This window comes from Pseudomonas sp. R62 (genome assembly GCF_000257605.1).
Taxonomy (GTDB): Bacteria; Pseudomonadota; Gammaproteobacteria; order Pseudomonadales; family Pseudomonadaceae; genus Aquipseudomonas; species Aquipseudomonas atacamensis.
Genome location: NZ_JH635998.1, coordinates 68,503 through 89,673 on the forward strand (window position 1 = coordinate 68,503; position 21,171 = coordinate 89,673).

At 60.2% G+C, this 21,171-nt stretch carries 18 protein-coding genes; 11 read left to right on the forward strand and 7 right to left on the reverse strand.

Annotated elements, in window-relative coordinates; genetic code table 11:
* A partial coding sequence (locus tag OQK_RS01790) for an ammonium transporter (protein ID WP_016770841.1) occupies nt 1–668 on the reverse strand: 668 nt, incomplete at its 3' end.
* Nucleotides 669–969: 301 nt separating this feature from the next.
* Between OQK_RS01790 and OQK_RS01795 the strand changes: the two genes are divergently transcribed.
* The 8 genes from OQK_RS01795 to OQK_RS01830 all read left to right on the forward strand — a co-directional run bounded on the left by OQK_RS01795 (nt 970) and on the right by OQK_RS01830 (nt 12,338).
* Complete coding sequence (locus tag OQK_RS01795; protein WP_016770842.1) at nt 970–1,284, forward strand: DUF883 family protein; 315 nt, start codon at nt 970–972, stop codon at nt 1,282–1,284.
* Nucleotides 1,285–1,286: 2 nt separating this feature from the next.
* Entirely contained in the window at nt 1,287–1,673 is a 387-nt protein-coding gene (locus OQK_RS01800) for a phage holin family protein (RefSeq protein WP_016770843.1), read from the forward strand.
* Nucleotides 1,670–2,008 carry a hypothetical protein gene (locus OQK_RS01805; protein ID WP_016770844.1) on the forward strand — a complete coding sequence of 113 codons (339 nt, stop codon included), beginning with the start codon at nt 1,670–1,672 and terminating at the stop codon, nt 2,006–2,008. The genes OQK_RS01800 and OQK_RS01805 overlap by 4 nt, the downstream gene beginning before the upstream one ends.
* Before the next feature lie 120 nt (nt 2,009–2,128).
* Nucleotides 2,129–3,292, forward strand: a complete 1,164-nt coding sequence (locus OQK_RS01810) for an EAL domain-containing protein (RefSeq protein WP_016770845.1) — start codon at nt 2,129–2,131, stop codon at nt 3,290–3,292.
* Nucleotides 3,293–3,361: 69 nt separating this feature from the next.
* Complete coding sequence (locus OQK_RS01815) at nt 3,362–4,690, forward strand: deoxyguanosinetriphosphate triphosphohydrolase (RefSeq protein ID WP_016770846.1); 1,329 nt, start codon at nt 3,362–3,364, stop codon at nt 4,688–4,690.
* A 373-nt stretch (nt 4,691–5,063) separates the two neighbouring features.
* Nucleotides 5,064–5,690 carry a response regulator transcription factor gene (locus tag OQK_RS01820; RefSeq protein ID WP_016770847.1) on the forward strand — a complete coding sequence of 209 codons (627 nt, stop codon included), beginning with the start codon at nt 5,064–5,066 and terminating at the stop codon, nt 5,688–5,690.
* Between the two features lie 8 nt (nt 5,691–5,698).
* A complete protein-coding gene (locus OQK_RS01825) occupies nt 5,699–9,343 on the forward strand; it encodes a transporter substrate-binding domain-containing protein (RefSeq protein ID WP_016770848.1) in 3,645 nt (1,214 codons plus the stop codon).
* Between the two features lie 49 nt (nt 9,344–9,392).
* Nucleotides 9,393–12,338 carry an HD domain-containing phosphohydrolase gene (locus OQK_RS01830; RefSeq protein WP_016770849.1) on the forward strand — a complete coding sequence of 982 codons (2,946 nt, stop codon included), beginning with the start codon at nt 9,393–9,395 and terminating at the stop codon, nt 12,336–12,338.
* On the opposite strand, the gene OQK_RS01835 is transcribed toward OQK_RS01830, so the two are convergent.
* Together OQK_RS01835 and OQK_RS01840 are read right to left on the reverse strand one after the other, a co-directional pair.
* Entirely contained in the window at nt 12,339–12,821 is a 483-nt protein-coding gene (locus OQK_RS01835; protein WP_016770850.1) for a GAF domain-containing protein, read from the reverse strand.
* Nucleotides 12,818–13,708: an ATP-binding protein gene (locus OQK_RS01840; RefSeq protein ID WP_016770851.1), complete on the reverse strand. Its 891-nt coding sequence runs from the start codon at nt 13,706–13,708 to the stop codon at nt 12,818–12,820. Before OQK_RS01840 ends, OQK_RS01835 begins: the two co-directional genes overlap by 4 nt.
* A gap of 165 nt (nt 13,709–13,873) precedes the next feature.
* Here OQK_RS01840 and OQK_RS01845 point away from each other — a divergent pair, with 165 nt between their 5' ends.
* Nucleotides 13,874–16,195, forward strand: coding sequence for a hybrid sensor histidine kinase/response regulator (locus tag OQK_RS01845; RefSeq protein WP_038860418.1), 2,322 nt, complete (start codon nt 13,874–13,876; stop codon nt 16,193–16,195).
* Here the strand turns inward: OQK_RS01845 and OQK_RS01850 are convergent.
* The 3 genes from OQK_RS01850 to msrB all read right to left on the reverse strand — a co-directional run bounded on the left by OQK_RS01850 (nt 16,179) and on the right by msrB (nt 17,619).
* Nucleotides 16,179–16,637: a MarR family winged helix-turn-helix transcriptional regulator gene (locus OQK_RS01850; protein ID WP_016770853.1), complete on the reverse strand. Its 459-nt coding sequence runs from the start codon at nt 16,635–16,637 to the stop codon at nt 16,179–16,181. The two genes, OQK_RS01845 and OQK_RS01850, sit on opposite strands and share 17 nt — an antisense overlap.
* Nucleotides 16,634–17,119 (reverse strand): glutathione peroxidase, encoded by a 486-nt coding sequence (locus OQK_RS01855; protein WP_016770854.1) that lies wholly within the window; start codon nt 17,117–17,119, stop codon nt 16,634–16,636. Before OQK_RS01855 ends, OQK_RS01850 begins: the two co-directional genes overlap by 4 nt.
* 104 nt (nt 17,120–17,223) lie before the next feature.
* Nucleotides 17,224–17,619 (reverse strand): peptide-methionine (R)-S-oxide reductase MsrB, encoded by a 396-nt coding sequence (msrB, locus tag OQK_RS01860; protein WP_016770855.1) that lies wholly within the window; start codon nt 17,617–17,619, stop codon nt 17,224–17,226.
* 224 nt (nt 17,620–17,843) lie between these two features.
* Here msrB and OQK_RS01865 point away from each other — a divergent pair, with 224 nt between their 5' ends.
* Both OQK_RS01865 and htpX read left to right on the forward strand, forming a co-directional pair.
* Nucleotides 17,844–19,055 carry a pyridoxal phosphate-dependent aminotransferase gene (locus OQK_RS01865; protein WP_016770856.1) on the forward strand — a complete coding sequence of 404 codons (1,212 nt, stop codon included), beginning with the start codon at nt 17,844–17,846 and terminating at the stop codon, nt 19,053–19,055.
* 303 nt (nt 19,056–19,358) lie between these two features.
* Nucleotides 19,359–20,246: a protease HtpX gene (gene htpX, locus OQK_RS01870; RefSeq protein WP_007908619.1), complete on the forward strand. Its 888-nt coding sequence runs from the start codon at nt 19,359–19,361 to the stop codon at nt 20,244–20,246.
* A 171-nt stretch (nt 20,247–20,417) separates the two neighbouring features.
* Here htpX and OQK_RS01875 read toward each other — a convergent pair whose 3' ends face one another.
* Entirely contained in the window at nt 20,418–21,074 is a 657-nt protein-coding gene (locus OQK_RS01875; protein WP_016770857.1) for a thiopurine S-methyltransferase, read from the reverse strand.
* Nucleotides 21,075–21,171 lie beyond the last annotated feature (97 nt).

Consider the following 21,171-nt stretch of genomic DNA (forward strand, 5'->3'; position numbering starts at 1 on the left):
TTGAAGCCGAACCAGCCGACAATCAGGATCCACGAGCCCAGTGCCAGAAACGGAATGCTCGACGGCGCGAACGCGACCAGGCGCCCATCGCGGTAGCGACCATTGCGCGGGCCGAGCAGCAGAACAGCGGCCAACGCCAGCCAACCGCCCACGGCATGCACCACCACCGAGCCGGCGAAATCATGGAATGCCGCGCCAAACTGCGCCGCCAGCCAGCCTTGCAAGCCGAAGTTGCCGTTCCAGATCAGCCCTTCGAAAAACGGATAGATAAACGCTACGATCAGCGCCGTCGCGCACAACTGCGGGACGAAACGCGCGCGTTCGGCAATGCCGCCGGAAATGATCGCCGGGATGGCGGCAGCAAAGGTCAGCAGGAAGAAAAACTTCACCAGGCCATAGCCGTGGTCAGCCGTGAGCACCGCCGCCGGTTGCATGAAGGTGACGCCATAGGAGATCCAATAGCCTATAAAGAAATAGGCCAGGGTCGAGACGGCGAAGTCGCTGAGGATTTTCGCCAGCGCGTTGACCTGGTTCTTCTGCCGGACCGTGCCGACCTCCAGAAAGGCGAAACCGGCGTGCATCGCCAGTACCATCACCGCACCGATCAGAATGAACAACGTGTTGGAGCTGTGAACCAGCGTGTCCACAGCGCTTTGCAGATTTTCCATGAGGAGGCAGACCCAAGGCTAAAAGGCACCAAAGCGGTTCATGCGGGCATTTCATGCACCAAATTACGACTCACCAGTCTTTCAACGGCAGGGTCGACGAACTGATTTGGCGCATGAATCGATGTCCCAACACGGACCGCCGGCAAATGAATTAGAGTTTTTCTGCTTGGACGCCCGGCAACAGCGCACCTACGCCGAGCGACGCACCACGACACAGCAAAAGTTGTACCAGGCATTTGCACTGAACCTTCGCGCAAGGCTCATACTCGAACGCTTCAAAGCCACCTACGGAGATCCACCCATGGCCAGCATCAAGGCAAAGACTGCTCAAGAAATCCTGATGAACGACTTCCAGACTCTGGTTGCCGACACCGAACGCCTGCTCGAGCACACCAAGACCCTCGCTGGCGATCAGGCCGATGAGCTGCGTGCCCAGATTCACGACAGCCTGCTGCGTGCCCGGGAAACCCTGAAAGTGACTGAAGACACCTTGCGCGAACGCGGTCAGGCGGCGGTCACCGCTACTGAAGACTATGTATCGGCCAACCCATGGCAATCGGTGGGCATCGCTGCGGGCGTCGGCTTTCTGATCGGCCTGCTGGCAACTCGGCGCTGATCATGTCGATCGGTGAATCCGGCCCGACTACGGGCACCGCCTCCTCCACACGTCGCCTCGGCGCTGCCGTTCTGGGACTGCTGCACAGTCATGTAGAACTGTTCGGCATCGAACTGCAGGAGCAGAAATCACGCACTGTCAGCCTGCTGCTGTTCGCCGGCCTGGCGCTGGTGTTTGCCCTGCTGTTGCTGGTGGGTCTGTCGACGCTGGTGATGATCATCTTCTGGGACACCTACCGCCTGGCAGCGATCATCGGCCTGTGCGTGTTTTACACGCTGGCGTCGATCTTCTGCGGCCTGCGCCTCAAAGCGGCGATTTTCGATGAATCCTCGCCTTTCCACGGCACGCTCGAAGAGCTGGCCAACGACCGGGAGCGCCTGCTGCCATGAGCCTGCCTGAACTTCCGCACAACAGCTCACGCCGGGAAATGCGCAAGGCGCTGATCCGCCTGCGCATGGAAATGCACCGTCAGGAAATCCGCCACGAAACCGCGCAAGTGTTGCAACCGTTGCAGCGCATGCGTGGCATGAAGCAGAACGTGCAGGACGGTTTTGGCATCAAGCACGCGCCGTTGTGGGGCGTGGCGGCGGTGACGCTGCTGGGTTTCCTCACCGGCAAAGGCTCGAAACGCAGCAGTGGTGGCGGTTTGACGCGACTGCTGCGTCTGGGCACGACGCTTGGGCCGCTGATCAGACTGGTCATGCACAGCTCGGGCAAACGCTGAAGCGCCCATCTGGCTACATTCTTGCAATAGCGCCGGGATGAATCTCCTTATCGGGAGATTCCATCCCGCGTGCCTATCCGGCAAGCGCGGCCAAACCAAAAACAAGATTAAGGACTTGCCGTGATCGACGGGCAACCGCTCGCCTGTTTTCAGCCTTTCATCGATACCGCCACCGGCCGCATCGCTGGTGTCGAAGCACTCGGTCGCTTGCGCCAGAGCGACGGTCAATTGACCTCGGTCGGACCGTTGTTCGCCGACCCACGGACCCCGGCCACTGCCTTGCGCCGTCTCGATCGGCAGATCCGTGACCACGCCCTCAGCCGCCTGCATGAAGCGCCGGCGGAGTGGTTCCTCAGCCTGAACATGTCGCCACGCTGGATCAGTCGCCTGCGCGCCGATCAAGCGCTGCCAAGCCTCAAGCAATTGGCGCGACACCAGGTTGATCCGCAGCGCATCGTTTTCGAAATCACCGAACTGGGCGGTAACAGCGAACGCCTGGCCCACGTGGTCGGGCGCTACCGTGACGCAGGGGCGAGAATCGCCATTGATGATTTCGGCGCCGGCTATTCGCAGCTGGATCGGGTGCTGGCCCTGCAACCGGACATTCTCAAGCTCGACATGCGCCTGTTTCAGGCCGCGGCCCTCGGCGGACCGAGCAGCGATGTGGTCAAGGCCCTCGCCCAGATGGCCGAGAAAACCGGCTGCTGGATCATCGCTGAAGGCGTCGAAACCGAAGCACAGCTGAATTTCGCCCTGGAGTGCGGTTCGCGCTATGTGCAGGGATTTCTCTTCGCCCGGGCGCAGGAGGAATTCTTCGCTACGGATGCTTTCGTCGCGCATTTCGCCCAACTCAGGCAGCGCTACGTAAAACAGAAACTCAGCGAGCGCGGAAGGCTGATGCAGATGCGTCAGCAGCTCAGCGAACTGATGGCGATTCTGCAGCAATGGGCCCAGGCCCGCGCCCCGCTCAGTGCATTGCCGCAATTGCAGGCGTTTCCCTGGCTGCTGCGCTTTTATCAGTGCGACCGCCACGGCACGCAACTGACGCCCAACCTCGAATGGCGCCATGACGGCTGGTTCGCCGATGACCGCTATCTGGGGCACAACTGGTCGTGGCGACCGTACTTCTATCATCTGCTGGCCGAAGGCTGGGAAGAACGCCGCCTGACCCTGTCGAACACCTATCGCGATGCCACCAGCAACCAGTATTGCCTGACTGCCGGACAGTTTTTCGATAACGGTGAACGCTTGCTGTTGATCGATATCGACGCAGCAGGCCTGTAGTTCTGCTTGCAGGCACAGGGCCGAACCGGGAAGCTAGGACGATCAGTCACCAGACGGAGAGATTCAGCCTTGGATTGGCCAACCCTGCTCAACCGCGAACGCCTCGGCAAACCGCTGCACAGCCCGCAAGAACTCGGCCGCAGCCCTTTTCACAAAGACCATGACCGCATCATTTTCTCCGGTGCCTTTCGCCGCCTCGGGCGCAAGACCCAAGTGCACCCGGTCACCAGCAACGATCACATTCATACCCGCCTGACCCACTCGCTGGAAGTCAGCTGTGTCGGCCGTTCGCTGGGCATGCGTGTCGGTGAAACCTTGCGCAGCGCGCTGCCAGACTGGTGCGACCCGGCCGACCTCGGCATGGTCGTGCAATCGGCTTGCCTGGCGCATGACATCGGCAATCCGCCGTTCGGCCATTCCGGCGAAGACGCCATCCGCCACTGGTTCCAGCAAGCCGCCGGGCGCGGCTGGCTGGACGGCATGAGCGAGGCCGAGCGTGGTGATTTCCTCAATTTCGAAGGCAATGCTCAAGGCTTTCGCGTGCTTACGCAGCTGGAATATCACCAGTTCGACGGCGGCACGCGCCTGACCTACGCGACGCTGGGCACCTATCTGAAGTACCCGTGGACCGCGCGCCACGCCGACTCCCTCGGCTACAAGAAACACAAGTTCGGCTGCTATCAGAGCGAGCTGCCGCTGCTCGAACAGATCGCTCACAAGCTCGGCCTGCCGCAAATCGAAGACCAGCGCTGGGCACGCCATCCGTTGGTGTACTTGATGGAGGCGGCCGATGACATCTGCTATGCGCTGATCGATCTCGAAGACGGTCTGGAAATGGAGTTGCTCGAATACGCCGAAGTCGAGTCACTGCTGCTCGGTCTGGTCGGCGACGATTTGCCGGAAACCTATCGCCAGCTCGGCCCGCAGGATTCCCGCCGGCGTAAACTGGCGATCCTGCGCGGCAAGGCCATCGAGCACCTGACCAACGCGGCGGCGCGGGCATTTGTCGAACAGCAGGATGCTCTGCTCGCCGGCACGCTGCACGGCGATCTGGTCGAACACATGCACGGGCCGGCGAAGCGCTGCGTGTTGAACGCCAAGGACATCGCGCGCAAGAAGATCTTCCAGGACAAGCGCAAGACCCTGCATGAGATCGGCGCGTATACCACGCTGGAGATTCTGCTCAATTCGTTCTGCGGCGCCGCACTGGAACAACACAACGGCCGCACGCCATCGTTCAAGAGCCGGCGCATCCTCGATTTGCTTGGCAACAATGCGCCGGATCCGCAGGGTTCGTTGCACAGCTCGTTTCTACGCATGATCGACTTCATCGCCGGCATGACCGACAGTTACGCCAGTGACATGGCACTGGAAATGACCGGGCGTTCAAGTCACTGAGTCTTGAGGGGGCAGCCGGTCACTGATCTGACCGGCTGACCACCATGAGAGTTTTCGCTGAATGCCCCTGTGAACCAGCTGAGATTCAACTACGCTTGACCCATTAACCCGATCAAATAAACACCGCTGATTAAACGCAACTTTAAACACCGACAAATAATTGAATATCAATATTGGCCTTCGGATCATTTCAATCTTCGGCCAATTGATTGCTCGCCCTTCCTTACGCCGAACCTAATTTCAACGTAGTCTCTTTCCTCATTACGCGTAGGATTAATCCGATAACGTAGTCGCGACACTACCAGTCCATGCGAGTGCTCATGCATCTGAGCTAAGGTGCGCGCTTTATTCATGCTTGCATGGGACTCTATTTATGAACTCCGTTTTTATTGTGGACGATCATCCAGTCATCCGCCTCGCCGTGCGAATGCTCCTGGAACATGAAGGCTACAAGGTCGTCGGCGAGACCGATAACGGTGTCGATGCCATGCAGATGGTCCGTGAATGCATGCCCGACCTGGTCATTCTCGATATCAGCATCCCCAAGCTGGACGGCCTCGAAGTACTGGCCCGCTTCAACACCATGGGTTCCAATTTCAAGATTCTGATTCTGACGGCGCAGTGTCCTACGCTGTTCGGCATTCGTTGCATGCAATCCGGCGCATCGGGATATGTCTGCAAGCAGGAAGACTTGAGCGAATTGGTCAGCGCAATCAAAGCGGTACTTTCCGGTTATAACTATTTCCCCAGTCAAGCGCTTAATCCGGTGCGCGCCGACGACACTCGATACGCTGAACTTGAACTGTTCAAATCCGTCAATGACCGCGAACTGATGGTATTGCAGTTATTTGCTCAGGGACGTACCAACAAGGAAATAGCCAAGGGCATGTTTCTGAGCAACAAAACCGTCAGCACTTATAAAAAGCGTCTGATGCAAAAACTCAAAGCCAGATCCCTTGTAGAACTTATCGAGATGGCCAAACGTAACGCACTCGTGTGAGACTCCGCATGCCCAGCCGTGTAAAGGACTACCTGATTGCCTTGAGCGCTGTTCTGTACCTGAGCGCCAATGCCCTCGCCGCGCCAAGCGCTTCACCGGACTATGCATTGCTCAGCCGCTCGGCCACCGAGGCCGTGCAAACTGTCCTGCAGCCGTCACAACGGCAATGGCTGCAGACTCGCAGCGAACTGAAACTGGGTACCTCCGCACCTGATTACCCGCCATTCGACATGACCGTCAGTGGCCAGGACTACGAGGGACTGACCGCCGATTACGCAGGGATTCTCGGTCAGGCCACCGGTTTGCCGATTCGCGTGCAACGCTTTCCCTCGCGCGAGGCTGCAATTCGCGCCTTGATCGATGGCCAGATCGACCTGCTTGGCACAGCCAACGGCTACGAAGCAGGCAATGCCAACCTCGCGCTTTCCAGACCCTATGCGGTCGATCAGCCGGTACTGGTAACCCGCGAGGACGAAACCCGCTCGCTGACCGAAGGCCTCGCCGGCCTGCGCCTGAGCATGGTGTATCACTACCTGCCGGTGCCCGAGATCAAAGCGCTGTATCCCAAAGCGCTGATCACCTGCTATCCGTCCTACCAGAACGCAATCAACGCGGTGGCCTTCGACCAGGCCGATGTGTTTCTCGGCGACACCCTCTCCACCCATTACATGATCAACAAGGGCTATCTCAACAACGTCCGTATGGCCAACTTCGGCAAGCAGGAAGCCCATGGCTTCAGCTTCGCCGTGCGGCGCAGCAATCCGCAGCTGCTGGGCATCATCGACACGGTGCTCGCAGCGATCCCGAGCAGTCAGCGCGACGACATCGCCAAGCGCTGGAGCGCCGGCAGCGACCTGCTGCTCACTGACAGAAAACTGCAGCTGACAGATCGTGAGGAAAAGTGGCTCAAGCAGCATCCCGTCGTCAGCGTGGTGGTCAATGAAGCTTACGCACCGTTGACCTTCTTCGACAGCGCCGGCAATTTCCGCGGCATCAGCGCCGACCTGCTCGAGCTGATCCGCTTGCGTACCGGCCTGCGTTTCGAGGTTCAGCGCAGCCGCAACGATGCGGAAATGATCAGGCAGATCGACAACCACAAAGCCGATCTGATTGCCGCCCTGCTGCCCAGCGCCGAACGTGAAAAAAACCTGAGTTTCAGTCGCCCGTATCTGGAAAATTCCTACGTGCTGCTGACCCGCAAAAGCGCCGACAGCCCGACCAATCTGGGCCAACTCAAAGGCAAGCGTCTGGCGATCGCCCAAGGCAATCCGCTGGTCGCCTACTTGCATGAGAATTTCCCGGGCATCGAACTGATCGAAACCCCCGACACGTTCAGCGCCGTGTCGATGCTCGCCGACAACCATGTCGACGGTGCGGTGAACTCGCTGGTGATCGCCAACTATTTCATCTCATCGCGCATATTCGATCGGCCACTGCAAATCACCACCACGATCGGCACCAGTCAGGCAGCCTTCTCGCTGGCGACCGCACGTGACAACACCGAACTGGCCTCGATCATCAACAAGGCGCTGCTGAGCATCGCTCCCGAGGAGCTCGGCGTGATCAACGGCCGCTGGCGCGGTTACTCCACGGCATCACAGAACATCTGGCAAAACTACCAGCGCCTGTTCTACCAAGTGGTCGCAGCCGCCGGCCTGATCCTGCTGCTGTTGTTGACCTGGAACGCCTACATGCGCCACCAGATCAAACAACGCCAGGCTGCCGAACGTGCACTGAACGATCAACTGGAGTTCATGCGCTCGCTGGTCAACGGCACGCCGCACCCGATCTACGTGCGAGATCGCCAGGGTCTGCTGCAAAGTTGCAACGACAGTTATCTCGAAGCGTTCAACGCCAGTCGCGAGGACATCATCGGCAAAGGCGTGATGCAGGGCACCCTGAGCAACGCTTGCGAGGCCGAGGCATTCCAGGCCGATTACCAGAGAGTCATTGCCGAAGGCATTCCGTTGATCCTCGACCGGCCTCTGCACATCGGCAGCCGCCGTTTGACGATTTACCACTGGATTCTTCCCTACCGCGACTCCAGCGGTGACGTTCAAGGGATTATCGGCGGCTGGATAGACATCAGTGAACGCCGCCAATTGTTTGAAAAACTGCGTGCAGCCAAAGAACAGGCGGACGAGGCGAACCGGGCCAAAAGTACCTTCCTGGCAACCATGAGCCATGAGATCCGTACGCCAATGAACGCCGTGATCGGCATGCTCGAACTGACCCTGCGACGCATCGATCCGCAACACCCCGATCGCGCATCGATCGACACGGCCTACCATTCCGCCAAGGATCTGCTCGGGCTGATCGGCGATATCCTCGACATTGCCCGCATTGAGTCGGGACGTCTGAGCCTGTCCCCGGAGTGGATCAATCTGGTCGACACAGTAACCTCCGTTGCACGCATCTTCGACGGCCTAGCGCGGCAGAAAAACCTTGCCTTGCAAGTCGTCTTCAACCCGCCGCACCCGGCTGTGGATGTGCATCTGGATCCGCTGCGCTTCAAGCAGGTGCTGTCCAACCTGGTCAGCAATGCCATCAAGTTCACCGACAGTGGCCACGTGCGGATCACCCTCGACCTGATCCCGGCAGACGCTGCTGGTCGAACATTGATGCAGCTGACCGTGCAGGACAGCGGCTCAGGCATCAGCGCCGAAGATCAACAGCGCTTGTTCGAGCCATTCTCGCAGGCGGAAAACGGCAGTCGGCAGGCAAAAAACGGCGCCGGACTGGGGCTGGTCATCAGTCGCAACCTGTGCGAAATGATGGGCGGACAACTGCAGTTGAGCAGCCAGCCCGGCATCGGCACTCAGGTGTGCATATCGCTGCCGCTGGACAGCCTGCCGGCAAAGGCGAATCCGCCGAAAAGCGAACCGTTGATCAAGCCCGCGACCATGCCGTTACATGTCCTGGTTGTCGACGACCATCCGGCCAACCGTCTGCTCATGTGTCAGCAACTGGAATTTCTCGGACATCGCTTCAGCATTGCCGAAGATGGCTGCAGCGGCCTTGAGCGGTGGAAGGCCGATCATTTCGATCTGGTGATCGTCGACTGCAACATGCCCTTGATGAACGGCTACGAGATGACCCGTGGGATTCGCCAGCTTGAACTGCAAAACCATCGCCCGCCGTGCACCGTGCTGGGTTTCACCGCCAATGCCCAGCCGGAAGAAGTCCAGCGCTGCAAGCTCGCCGGCATGGACGACTGCCTGTTCAAACCGTTGAGTCTGACCCTGCTCGGACAGTGGATCGACGGCATCACGCCGGCATCACCGGCCTCGGTGTTCGATCTGCAAAGTCTGAGCTTGCTGACCGGCAACAACCCGGCGCAGACCCGACGCATGCTGGTGGAACTGCTCAAGAGCAGCCGCCTCGACCGCGAGGAACTGCTCAGGCTGTCGCCCGAGGATGATCGCGAAGCGCTGGCGGTGGTTGCGCACAAGATCAAGGGCGCAGCACGCATCGCGCAGGCCTCGCGGCTGATTGAATGTTGTGATGAGCTTGAGACCGCTTGCGAGCAAGCGCTCGCGCCACAGGAGATTGCCCGTCGCTGGGCGGCAACCAGCCAGGCGATGCTCGAACTGGCGCAGGCCCTGCAGCAGCAATTGACCCTGGCCGATCAAGGCACAGTCAGCGAGTCTTAACTATGCTTGGACGCTGAGCAGTGAGTTAAACATCCATGGAGAGCCTGCAATGCACAGCCCACTGCGCCCCGAGCAACGCCGGTTGCCTCTGCACGTGCACATCAGCGTCATGTTCACCTTTCTTTTATTGCTCACGGGCGTGGTGCTGGGCCTGTTCAATTACCACCAGACCACGCAGATCATCCTGTCGAGCAGCGAAAAGCTGTTTGATCGGATCGAGCAGGATGTACGCCTCGATCTGCAGGCAACCTATCAGCCGATCCGCAACCTGCTGAGCCTGCTGGCGGACACCCCGGCGGCCCACGCGAGCGATCTGCAACAACGCCTGCCGTTGCTCAAACCCTTCAGCCAGTCGCTCACCGATAACCCGGCGCTGGCGTCGTTGTATCTGGGTTACGCCAATGGTGATTTCTTCATGGTGCGCGCGCTGCGCACGGCGGAACTCAAGACACAGCTTCAGGCGCCGGAAGCGGCGGCCTATCAGGTCTGGAGCATCGAGCACGAGCCGCAAGGCACTGTACGCTCGCAATCATTGTTCTTTGATCAGGCGCTGACGCCGCTCAGCCGCCGCGATCATCCAGAAGAGCCTTACGATCCGCGCAGCCGGACCTGGTTCAGCGACGCCCTGCAACAGGCCGGGCAAATAACCACCGAGCCCTATGTATTTTTCTCGACCCACAATGTCGGCACCACGCTGGCCCGGCGCAGCGGCGAGAATGCCGTGATCGGCGCCGACCTGACCCTCGCTTCGCTGTCGACCGCCCTGGGCAAGCACCGGGTCACGCCTTCGACAGAGATCGCACTGTACGACACCGATGGCAACGCCGTGGCGTATCACGACAGCCATCGCCTGATCGTCGATGACCGCACTGCGCGTCTGGCCAGAGCGGCCGATCTCAGCCCTGAGCTGAACGCGCTGCTCAGCTCCGACACTATCGGCAAGCGTCTGCAAGTAAACGACCGGCAATGGATCGTCGCGCGCACCAGCATCGAGGAAGGCGGGCCGAAAGGCCTGCAACTGGCGCTGCTGGTGCCGGAAGACGAATTACTGGTGGATGCGTTCCGGATGCGCTGGCAAGGCGCGCTGATCACCCTCGCCATCCTGTTGCTGTGCCTGCCATTGGGCTGGGTGATTTCGCGGATTCTGGTCAAGCCGCTGCATGCCTTGGTCAAAGAAGCCGACGCGATCCGCAGCTTCGACTTCAGTTCTCCGCTGGCGCGCCGCTCGCCCGTACTGGAAGTCGATCGATTGAGCCTGTCGATGGCGCGGATGAAAGAAACCCTCGGCAGTTTCTTCCGCATCACCGACAGCCTTTGCGCCGAAACCCGTTTTGCCCCGCTACTCGAACGCGTGCTGTTCGAAACCGTGCAGATCGCTCAGGCACAGGCCGGTCTGATCTACCTGCGCGAAGCCGACGGCGCGCGCATGGAACCTTATGGACTGGTGATTGATGGCGTGCCGCGGAAGCTGGAGGCGTTCGACATTGAGGGACGCGAGCTGCATAAGAACACCGGCCCGGCGTGGTTCGAGCAACTGGCCAGCGCCAACAATACCGTCAGCCATCTGGGCTTCGATCAGGCCGGCGACTTGCAGAAAATCCTCTTGGCCATGGAATCACCGCGCATCCACTTGATCGGTATCCGCCTGCACAACCAGCACGACGAAACCATCGGCCTGCTGATTCTGCTGGTCAATGACAGCGGCGCGCCGGGCGATCTGGAAAAGCTGCGCCCCGATCGTATCGCCTTCTTGCAGGCGGTGTCCGGCGCGGCGGCGGTGAGCATCGAAAGTCAGCGTCTGCAAGCGCGGCAGAAACAACTGCTCGATGCCTTCATCCAACTGCTCGCCAGCGCGATCGATGCCAAGAGCCCCTACACCGGTGGCCACTGCCAGCGGGTTCCGGAATTGACGCTGATGCTCGCCCAGGCCGCTGCGGCAAGCCAGGACCCGGCGTTCAGCGGCTACCAGCCGAGCGAGGATGAATGGGAGGCGTTGCACATCGCAGCGTGGCTGCACGATTGCGGCAAGGTCACGACGCCGGAATACGTGGTCGACAAAGCCACCAAGCTCGAGACCATCAACGACCGCATCCACGAAATCCGCACCCGCTTCGAAGTGCTCAAGCGTGACGTGTGGATCAACTACTGGCAGACGCTGGCAAGCGGTGCAGACGAAGCGGCGGTGGCCCGCGCCCGTGATAGTGAGTTGCTGATGCTCGACGACGACTTCGCCTTTGTCGCCCGCTGCAATCTCGGTGGCGAGGCCATGGCCGAGGCCGACCTGCAACGTCTCGAGCGAGTGGCGCAACGCAGATGGCTGCGCACCCTCGATGATCGCCTCGGTGTGTCCTGGGAAGAAAACCGCCGCCAGGCGAAAACCCCTGCGCAGCTGCTGCCCGTCAGTGAAAGTCTGCTGGCCGACAAACCCGAGCATCTGATCGAACGTGACAAGAACGAGCTGATCCCCGAGGACAACCCCTGGGGCTTCAAACTAGATGTGCCCGCGTACAAGTACAACCGCGGCGAGTTGTACAACCTGAAGATCGCCCGCGGCACGCTGACCCGCGAAGAGCGCTACATCATCAACCATCACATGGTGCAGACGATCATGATGCTCAGCCACCTGCCCTTCCCCGGTCACTTGGACAGCATTGCCGAGATCGCCGGCGGCCATCATGAAAAAATGGACGGCACCGGGTATCCGAAACGGCTGAAGCGCGAGGAAATGAGCCTGCCGGCGAGGATGATGGCGATTGCCGATATTTTCGAAGCGCTGACTGCCGCCGATCGCCCTTACAAGAAAGCCAAGTCGCTGAGCGAGGCGCTGGGGATCATGGCGACCATGTGCCGTGAAGCGCACATCGATGCGCCGCTGTTCGGCCTGTTCATCAACGAGGGGGTGTACATGCAGTACGCGACGCGGTTTCTTGATCCCGCGCAAATCGACAGCGTGGATACGGCCAGCCTGTTGCACAAGGCTGGCCTCAGCGGTTGATCAGCAGTCGGTCAGGCGCAGGAAAATCGCCGCCAGTTGCTCGATGCCGGCCTGATCTTCGGCGCCGAAACGCGCCAGCTTCGGGCTGTCGAGGTCGAGCACACCGATCAGGCGTCCGTCCTTGACCAAGGGCACTACCAGTTCGCTGTTGGACGCGCTGTCGCAGGCGATGTGGCCCGGGAAGGCATGTACATCCTCGACGCGCTGGGTTTGCAGGCTGGCAGCAGCAGCGCCGCACACACCGCGCCCGAACGGGATGCGCACGCACGCGATCTGGCCCTGAAACGGGCCGAGCACCAGCTCTTCGTTGCGATTGAGGTAGAAACCGGCCCAGTTCAGATCATCGAGCTGGTTGAACAGGAATGCGGAAAACTGCGCGGCATTGGCGATGAAGTCGCGTTCGTCCGCCAGTAGCGATTCCAGTTGCGCGGCCAACATACCGTAGCCTTCGAGGCCCTGGCCGCTTTGTTGCAAATCAATCATGCCTTGTGCTCCAGCAATTTCAGTCCCACCCAGTAGCGGGCGAATTGATACGCGCAACGTCCGTTGCGATTACCGCGGCCGGTGGCCCAGCGCACGGCGAGGATGTCCAGTGCTTCGTCGCGCTGCCAGCTCAGGCCGGCCTTGGCGGCCAACTGGCCGATCCAGTGCTCGACGACGTTGAGAAAATGTTCCTGGGTAAACGGGTAGAACGACAGCCACAGACCGAAACGGTCGGACAGGGCGATCTTGTCTTCCACCGCTTCGCTCGGGTGCAACTCGCCGTCGACGCGCTTCCAGTTTTCGTTGTCGCTTTCCTTTTCCGGCACCAGGTGGCGGCGGTTGGAAGTGGCGTACAGCAAGACGTTGTCGGGTGCCTGCTCGAGCGAACCGTCGAGCACGCTTTTCAGCACGCGGTAGTCGCCTTCGCCGGATTCGAACGACAGGTCATCGCAGAACAGCACGAAACGTTGCGGCAATTTGGCGACTTGCTCGACCACCCGTGGCAGGTCAGCCAAGTGATCGCGTTCGATCTCGATCAGACGCAGGCCGGCAGCGGCGTGCTCGGCCAGCAACGCACGCACCAGCGAAGACTTGCCGGTACCGCGCGAGCCCCAGAGCAAGGCGTGGTTGGCCGGCATGCCATCAAGAAATTGTTGTGTGTTGCGCCCCAACTGCTCCAACTGCCGGTCGACGCCGATCAGGTCGGACAGACGCATGTCGAGGCTGACTTCCAGCGGCAACAGGTAGCCGCTGCGACCGTCACGCTGCCAGCGCGCTGCCAGGCATGTGTTCCAGTCAATGACGGGGCGCGGTGCCGGCAACAGTGGTTCGATTCGCGCCAGAACCGACTCGGCGCGTTCAAGAAAAGCATTCAATCGGGAATCCACGTCTTCTCCTCGGGCACTTTCACAGTGATGATGACGATCCAGCGACGACACACAGATAAAATCGCCTCAGCAAGCCTTGTTACAAGGCGATTCGGGAACCTCGGTATCCCTGCATGATCGACTATGCTTGAGCAGCGAAGGGAAACGGAAGTGGTTCAACAACCCATGGATATCAAATTCACCCACCGGCTGTCTTACAAGCAAGCCAGGCTTACCGTGCTGGTCGGGTTCATTCTGGGCACCCTGCTCAGTCTGCTGCAGATCGGCATCGATTATGCCAGCGAAGACGCTTCCATCAACCGGGAAATCCTCGCACTGCTGGAAATCAGCCACAATCCGGCCTCGCGCATCGCCTACAACATCGATGCCGAACTGGCGCAGGAGCTCACCCTCGGCCTGCTGCGCTCGCCGGCGATCATCGCCGCGCAACTGATCGACAACAACGAGACCGTGCTGGCCAACGTCAAGCGCCCGGAACTGCAGAGCAGCTATCGGCTGATCAGCGACTTCCTGTTCGGCGCCAAGCGTCATTTCGAAGATCGCCTGTACCTCGACCATTTGCCCAACGAATCCCTCGGCGTCCTCAAACTGGAAGTCGACACTTACGCCTTTGGCAGCCGCTTCTTGCGCCGCGCGGAAGTCACCCTGCTCAACGGTTTCGCCCGCAGCCTGCTGCTGACCGGTATCCTCCTGGCGCTGTTCTACGTGATGCTGACCAAGCCACTGGTGCGGGTCATCCGTGAGCTCAGCGGTCGCGACCCGCGCAGCGCCGAGCCGACCACGCTCGAGTGCCCGGCCGGCCACGGCAACGATGAGATCGGCGTGCTGGTCAAAGTCGCCAATCAGCAGTTCGAGAACATCGCCACCGAAATCCAGCAGCGGCGCACCGCAGAAAACCGCCTGACCGAATACCTCGCGCAACTGGAAGACATCGTCTCGGCGCGCACCGCCGAGCTCAAGGCAATCAACGCCCGCCTCAGCCAATCCAACGAAGAACTGGAAGTAGCACGCCGCACCGCGCTGGACATGGCCGAAGCGCGTTCGGCGTTTCTGGCCAACATGAGCCATGAAATCCGCACACCGCTCAACGGTTTGCTGGGGATGATCGCACTGTCACTGGATGGCCCGCTCAACGCCGAGCAGCAGCAACAACTGTCGATCGCCCACGACTCGGGCAAGGTGCTGGTGGAACTGCTCAACGATATTCTCGACCTGTCGAAATTCGACGCCGGGCAACTGGAGCTGGAAAACATCCCGTTCGACCTCGGCTCGCTGATCGAGGACACCGCCAACCTGCTCTCGCAGAACGCCGCGCCAAGCGTCGAGCTGACCTGCCTGATCGAGCCGCACTTCCCGGCGCTGGTACTGGGCGACCCGACCCGGGTGCGGCAGATCGTCAGCAACCTGCTGTCCAACGCGCTGAAATTCACCCGTTTCGGTCGGGTCGATGTGCGCCTGTCGGCACACAAGGGTGGCGTGCGCATCGAAGTCTGCGACACCGGCATCGGCATCGCCCAGGAAGCTCAGGTGAAAATCTTCCAGCCGTTCACCCAGGCCGGCGCCGGTATCACCCGTCAGTACGGCGGCACCGGGCTGGGGCTGGCGCTGACATATAACCTGTGCGAAGCGATGCAGGGGCGCCTGACCATCAGCTCCGAAAGCGGTTTTGGCAGCCAGTTCTGTGCCGAGCTGCCACTGCCCTGCCACACTCGCGCCCTCCCTCCGCAGCCGTTACGCGGCAAGGTTCTCGCCATCACCGCTGCCAGCAGTGGTCTGGCGGAATTGCTGAAAAGCTTGTTGCCGGTGTGGGGCCTGGAATACACACAGCGCACCATCGATGATTCGCTGCTGGGCCTGAATCCGGATGTGCTGATCACCGATTGTCCGGAATGCCTGTTCGGTCTGCGCCCGAGCATCACCGCGCCGATTCTGCTGGTGACTGCTTACGGCAGTTTTCTGCCCAGCGAAGAAGCCGCCGCCCTCGCCCCCTTGCAGCAGCAGGCCCGGCCGCTGGCGCGCAACGCGCTGTACCAGCATCTGCGACGGATTCTGCAACCGGAGGTCGCCGCCCTCACCGAAGCGCAAGCGGACGCCTCGCCGTCCGCGCGTCGGGGCAAGGTGCTGCTGGTCGAGGACAACCCGGTCAATCAACTGGTGGCAAAAGGCATGCTTGGCAAGCTTGGCTGCGATGTGGTGGTGGCGGGGCATGGCGCCGAGGCGCTGGATCAGCTGGAGTTTGCCGATTTCGATCTGGTGCTGATGGACTGCAACATGCCGGTGATGGATGGCTATGAAGCCAGTCGGCAGATTCGCCAGAGCGGGCGCTGGCCGAATCTGCCGATTGTCGCGCTGACCGCCAATGCCATGTCCGAGGAACGCGAACGCTGCCGCGCGGCGGGCATGAGTGACTATCTGGCCAAACCGTTTCGCCGCGAAGAACTCGCCGCGCTGCTCGATCAGTGGATGCCGACTACGCCAGCGCTTTGATTTGCCCGAGCAAGTGATCGAGGCCAGCGCGCAAGTCGTTGAGCCGGTCAAGATCAACGCCACTGTCGCAGAGCAGGCGCGCCTTCAGTGGCCCGACCCGCTCGCGCAATGCGGCTCCGGCAGGCGTCAGGCTCAGGTGCATCTCACGTTCGTCGCGCGCCGAGCGCCTGCGCTGGACCAGATCGATCTGCTCCAGACGCTTGAGCAATGGCGTCAATGTCCCCGAGTCCAGCGCCAGACGCTCGCCCAAGGCCTTGACCGTCGGTTGCTCCGGCGCAGCATCCTGCCACTCCCACAGCACCAGCATCGCCAGGTACTGCGGGTAGGTCAGGCCCAACTGATCGAGCATCGGCTTATAGGCGCGAATCACCGCCCGCGAGGCCGCGTACAGCTTGAAGCACAACTGGCTGTCGAGCTTCAGCGAGTCACCCGGCTGGCTCATTTCAGCAAAGCTTCGATCTCGCCGCTCAGGTCCTGCGGTTTGGTCGTCGGGGCGAAACGCTTGACCAACTGGCCATCCTTGCCGATGAGGAACTTGGTGAAGTTCCACTTGATGCCCTGCGAGCCGAGCAGGCCCGGGGCGCGCTTCTTCAACTGCACGAACAGCGGGTGAGCATCGGCGCCGTTGACGTCGATCTTCTTGAACAGCGGGAAGCTGACGCCGAAATTCAGCTCGCAGAACTCGCTGATGGCGCCCTCATTGCCCGGCTCCTGCTTGCCGAACTGGTTGCACGGAAAACCCAGTACCACCAGCCCCTGGTCCTTGTAGGTCTGCCAGAGTTCTTCGAGGCCCTTGTATTGCGGAGTGAAGCCACACTTGCTCGCGGTATTGACCACCAGCACCGCTTTACCGGCGAAATCGGCCAAAGTCTTTTGCTCACCCTTGATGGTGGTGCACGGAATATTCAGCAGGTTGTCGCTCATGGGTCGGCTCCGCAATGGTGAGGAAGGCGCAAACATAACGAGCAATTGAATTGCGCGCAATCTAATTGCTCGATAAAAAGGCGACGCAATGTCGCCTGTTTCGGTTATTCGCGCGGCTCGAGATTCAGGCACACCGAGTTGATGCAATAACGCAGGCCCGTCGGTGGCGGGCCATCCGGGAATACGTGCCCCAGATGCGCATCGCAGCGCGCGCATTTCACTTCGGTGCGAATCATGCCGTGGCTGGTGTCGCGGATCTCAGCCATCGCGCTATCGCCGATCGGCGCGTAAAAGCTCGGCCAGCCGCAGCCGGAGTCGAATTTGGTCTTCGAATCGAACAAAGGCTCGTTGCAGCACACACAGTGGTAGACACCGTCGGTTTTGGTGTCGTTGTATTTGCCCGAGAAAGGACGCTCGGTGGCACTCAGACGGCAGACGTTGTACTGCTCGGGGTCGAGCATGGCACGCCATTCTTCCAGGGTTTTCTGCAACTTTTCCATCATCACACCTCAGCGGCTGAAAAAGCCCGATCTGTACCTTTTCCACGGATCGGGCGGCACGTATGATTGCGCCTCGTCACGCGCCAGTCTGGCAGCCAGACCGGGCGCATTCAAACGGATTCTGAGCGCAAAAGCGCCAGACCTCCGCCTGTGCGAAGACGCAGCAATCCCAGTACGGTTGTCCATTTGCCGCCTGGATCGTTCATTTTCGGGATCACATCGCCATGCAGTTCAGCAAATCGAACAAGCTCGCCAACGTCTGCTACGACATTCGCGGCCCGGTGCTCAAGCACGCCAAACGACTGGAAGAGGAAGGCCAGCGCATCCTCAAGCTGAACATCGGCAACCCGGCGCCGTTTGGTTTCGAAGCGCCGGACGAAATCCTCCAGGACGTGATCCGCAACCTGCCGACCGCGCAGGGCTACAGCGATTCCAAAGGCCTGTTCAGCGCGCGCAAGGCGGTGATGCAGTACTACCAGCAGAAGCAGGTTGAAGGTGTCGGCATCGAAGACATCTACCTGGGCAACGGCGTTTCCGAGCTGATCGTGATGTCGCTGCAGGCGCTGCTCAATAATGGCGACGAAGTGCTGGTGCCAGCCCCGGACTATCCGCTGTGGACCGCTGCCGTCAGCCTCGCTGGCGGTAACGCTGTGCATTATCTGTGCGACGAAGGCGCCGACTGGTTCCCGGATCTGGCCGACATCAAGGCCAAGATCACCCCGAACACCAAGGCCATGGTGATCATCAACCCGAACAACCCGACCGGTGCGGTGTACTCGAAGGAAGTGTTGCTGGGCATGCTGGAAATCGCCCGGGCGCACAATCTGGTGGTGTTCTCCGATGAGATCTACGACAAGATTCTTTATGACGACGCCGTGCACATCTGCACCGCTTCGCTGGCCCCGGACCTGCTCTGCCTGACCTTCAACGGCCTGTCGAAATCCTACCGCGTGGCCGGTTTCCGCTCCGGCTGGATTGCCATTTCCGGGCCGAAACACAACGCGCAGAGTTACATCGAAGGCATCGACATGCTGGCCAACATGCGCCTGTGCGCCAACGTGCCGAGCCAGCACGCGATCCAGACCGCGCTGGGCGGATATCAGAGCATCAACGATCTGGTGCTGCCACAGGGTCGCCTGCTGGAGCAGCGCAATCGCACCTGGGAGTTGCTTAACGATATTCCCGGCGTCAGCTGCGTGAAGCCGATGGGCGCGTTGTACGCGTTCCCGAAAATCGACCCGAAGGTGTGCCCGATTCATAACGACGAGAAGTTCGTGCTTGATCTGCTGCTTTCCGAGAAGCTGCTGGTTGTGCAGGGCACGGCGTTCAACTGGCCGTGGCCGGATCACTTCCGCGTGGTCACCCTGCCCCGCGTCGATGATCTGGAAATGGCCATCGGCCGCATCGGCAACTTCCTCAAGTCCTACCGCCAGTAATGGGCCAGCAGTGCGCAACGGATTGGCTGTTGCGCACTGTCTGATTCAGCAACACATCTTTGTTCCGCGCCTTTGCAGCCCTTCTACACTTGCGATGCGAGCCGTACAGACGTATCTGACCTAATGGCGGCGGGGCGAAAGGCTGTGTCATCCGTGTCGGAATCGAGGGTGGGAATTTTCTTTTTGCTCAGGAAACCGCTGTAGGACACAGTTTGAAATAGTCACTCGGTTGAATAGCCCGGTGCCGCACCTTATATACCCCGCAGTACGCTACATCTTTAGCTTGAGGAGAGTTCTACAACCATGATGCGCATCCTGCTGTTTTTGGCCACTAACCTGGCGGTCGTGCTGATAGCCAGCATCACCCTGAGCCTGTTCGGCTTCAACGGGTTCATGGCGGCCAACGGGGTCGACCTCGACCTCAGTCAGCTGCTGGTTTTCTGTGCGGTCTTTGGTTTCGCCGGCTCGCTGTTCTCGCTGTTCATCTCCAAGTGGATGGCGAAGATGAGCACCGGCACGCAAATCATCAGCCAGCCACGCACCCGTCATGAGCAATGGCTGCTGCAAACGGTCGAGCAATTGTCCCGCGAAGCCGGGATCAAGATGCCTGAAGTCGGGATTTTCCCGGCCTACGAAGCGAACGCCTTCGCCACCGGCTGGAACAAGAACGACGCGCTGGTCGCGGTCAGCCAGGGCCTGCTCGAGCGATTCTCGCCCGATGAAGTGAAAGCCGTACTGGCCCACGAAATCGGTCACGTCGCCAACGGCGACATGGTCACGCTGGCGCTGATCCAGGGCGTGGTGAACACTTTCGTAATGTTCTTCGCGCGGATCATCGGCAACTTCGTCGACAAGGTCATCTTCAAGAACGAAGAAGGCCAGGGCATCGCCTACTACGTGGCGACCATCTTCGCCGAACTGGTGCTGGGCATCCTCGCCAGCGCAATCGTCATGTGGTTCTCGCGCAAGCGCGAATTCCGTGCCGACGAAGCCGGCGCCCGCTTGGCCGGTACCAGCGCGATGATTGGCGCTCTGCAACGCCTGCGTGCCGAACAGGGCCTGCCGGTGCACATGCCCGATACCCTGAACGCCTTCGGCATCAACGGTGGCATCAAACAGGGCTTCGCCCGCATGTTCATGAGCCACCCGCCGCTGGAAGAGCGTATTGACGCACTGCGTCGTCGCGGTTGATTTGACCGAAGTGAAAAAGAAGGCCCGCAGCGATGCGGGCCTTTTTTTGTATCTTCAGGTCATGTGTTGTCAGCAAAGCCCCATTCGCGAGCAGGCTCGCTCCCACCTTTGGAATGCATTCCCCTGTGGAGCGAGCCTGCTCGCGAAGACGCCGGAGCTGCTGACAGAAAACTATCTGGAAGAAACCCGATAAACCCGCTCCACCAACCACTCAACCCCGCCCTGCACAAACTTGGGGCTCTCATCCAGAATATCCCGCTCTTCCAGTTTCTCCAGCTGCCAATCCTGGCCCAGCAGCCGCTGCGCCTCATCATCATTCACCGCAAACGGCGGTCCCGGGATCTGCGACTGATCGTAATCCAGGGTAATCACCAGCCCTTTCATCTTCGGCGCCAGCAAGTGCTGCAAATGCTCCGCGTAGCGCTGGCGCATGGCGTCCGGCAAGGCAATCAGCGCGGCGCGGTCGTACAGCGCCGTGCAACCAGCAACATCCTCTGCCGTCAGCGCAAAAAAATCACCACACCACAACTCGAACGCAACAGTGCGATAAACCTTGAATGCGCCCTGCTCGCTGATCTGCGGCTGCAATCGATGATCGCTGAAAAACTCCTCGACAGCCTTTTCCGCTAGCTCCACTCCAAGCACCTGATGTCCCTGCCCGGCAAGCCAGAGCAGATCCAGACTTTTCCCGCACAGCGGCACCAGCACGCGTGCCGACGGTGCAATCGCCAGCTCCGGCCAGTAGCGCTGCAAATACGGGTTGGCCTCGGACTGATGAAAGCCGATCTGGTTCGAATCCCATTTCTTGTACCAAAACTCAGGCTGCATGGCTCACTCCCGAAAAAACGATGAAAAACCGCAGAAACTTATATTGGATTCAGATCGATGATCTGACTGAAGATGGCTCATCTTAGCGCTCAGGAGC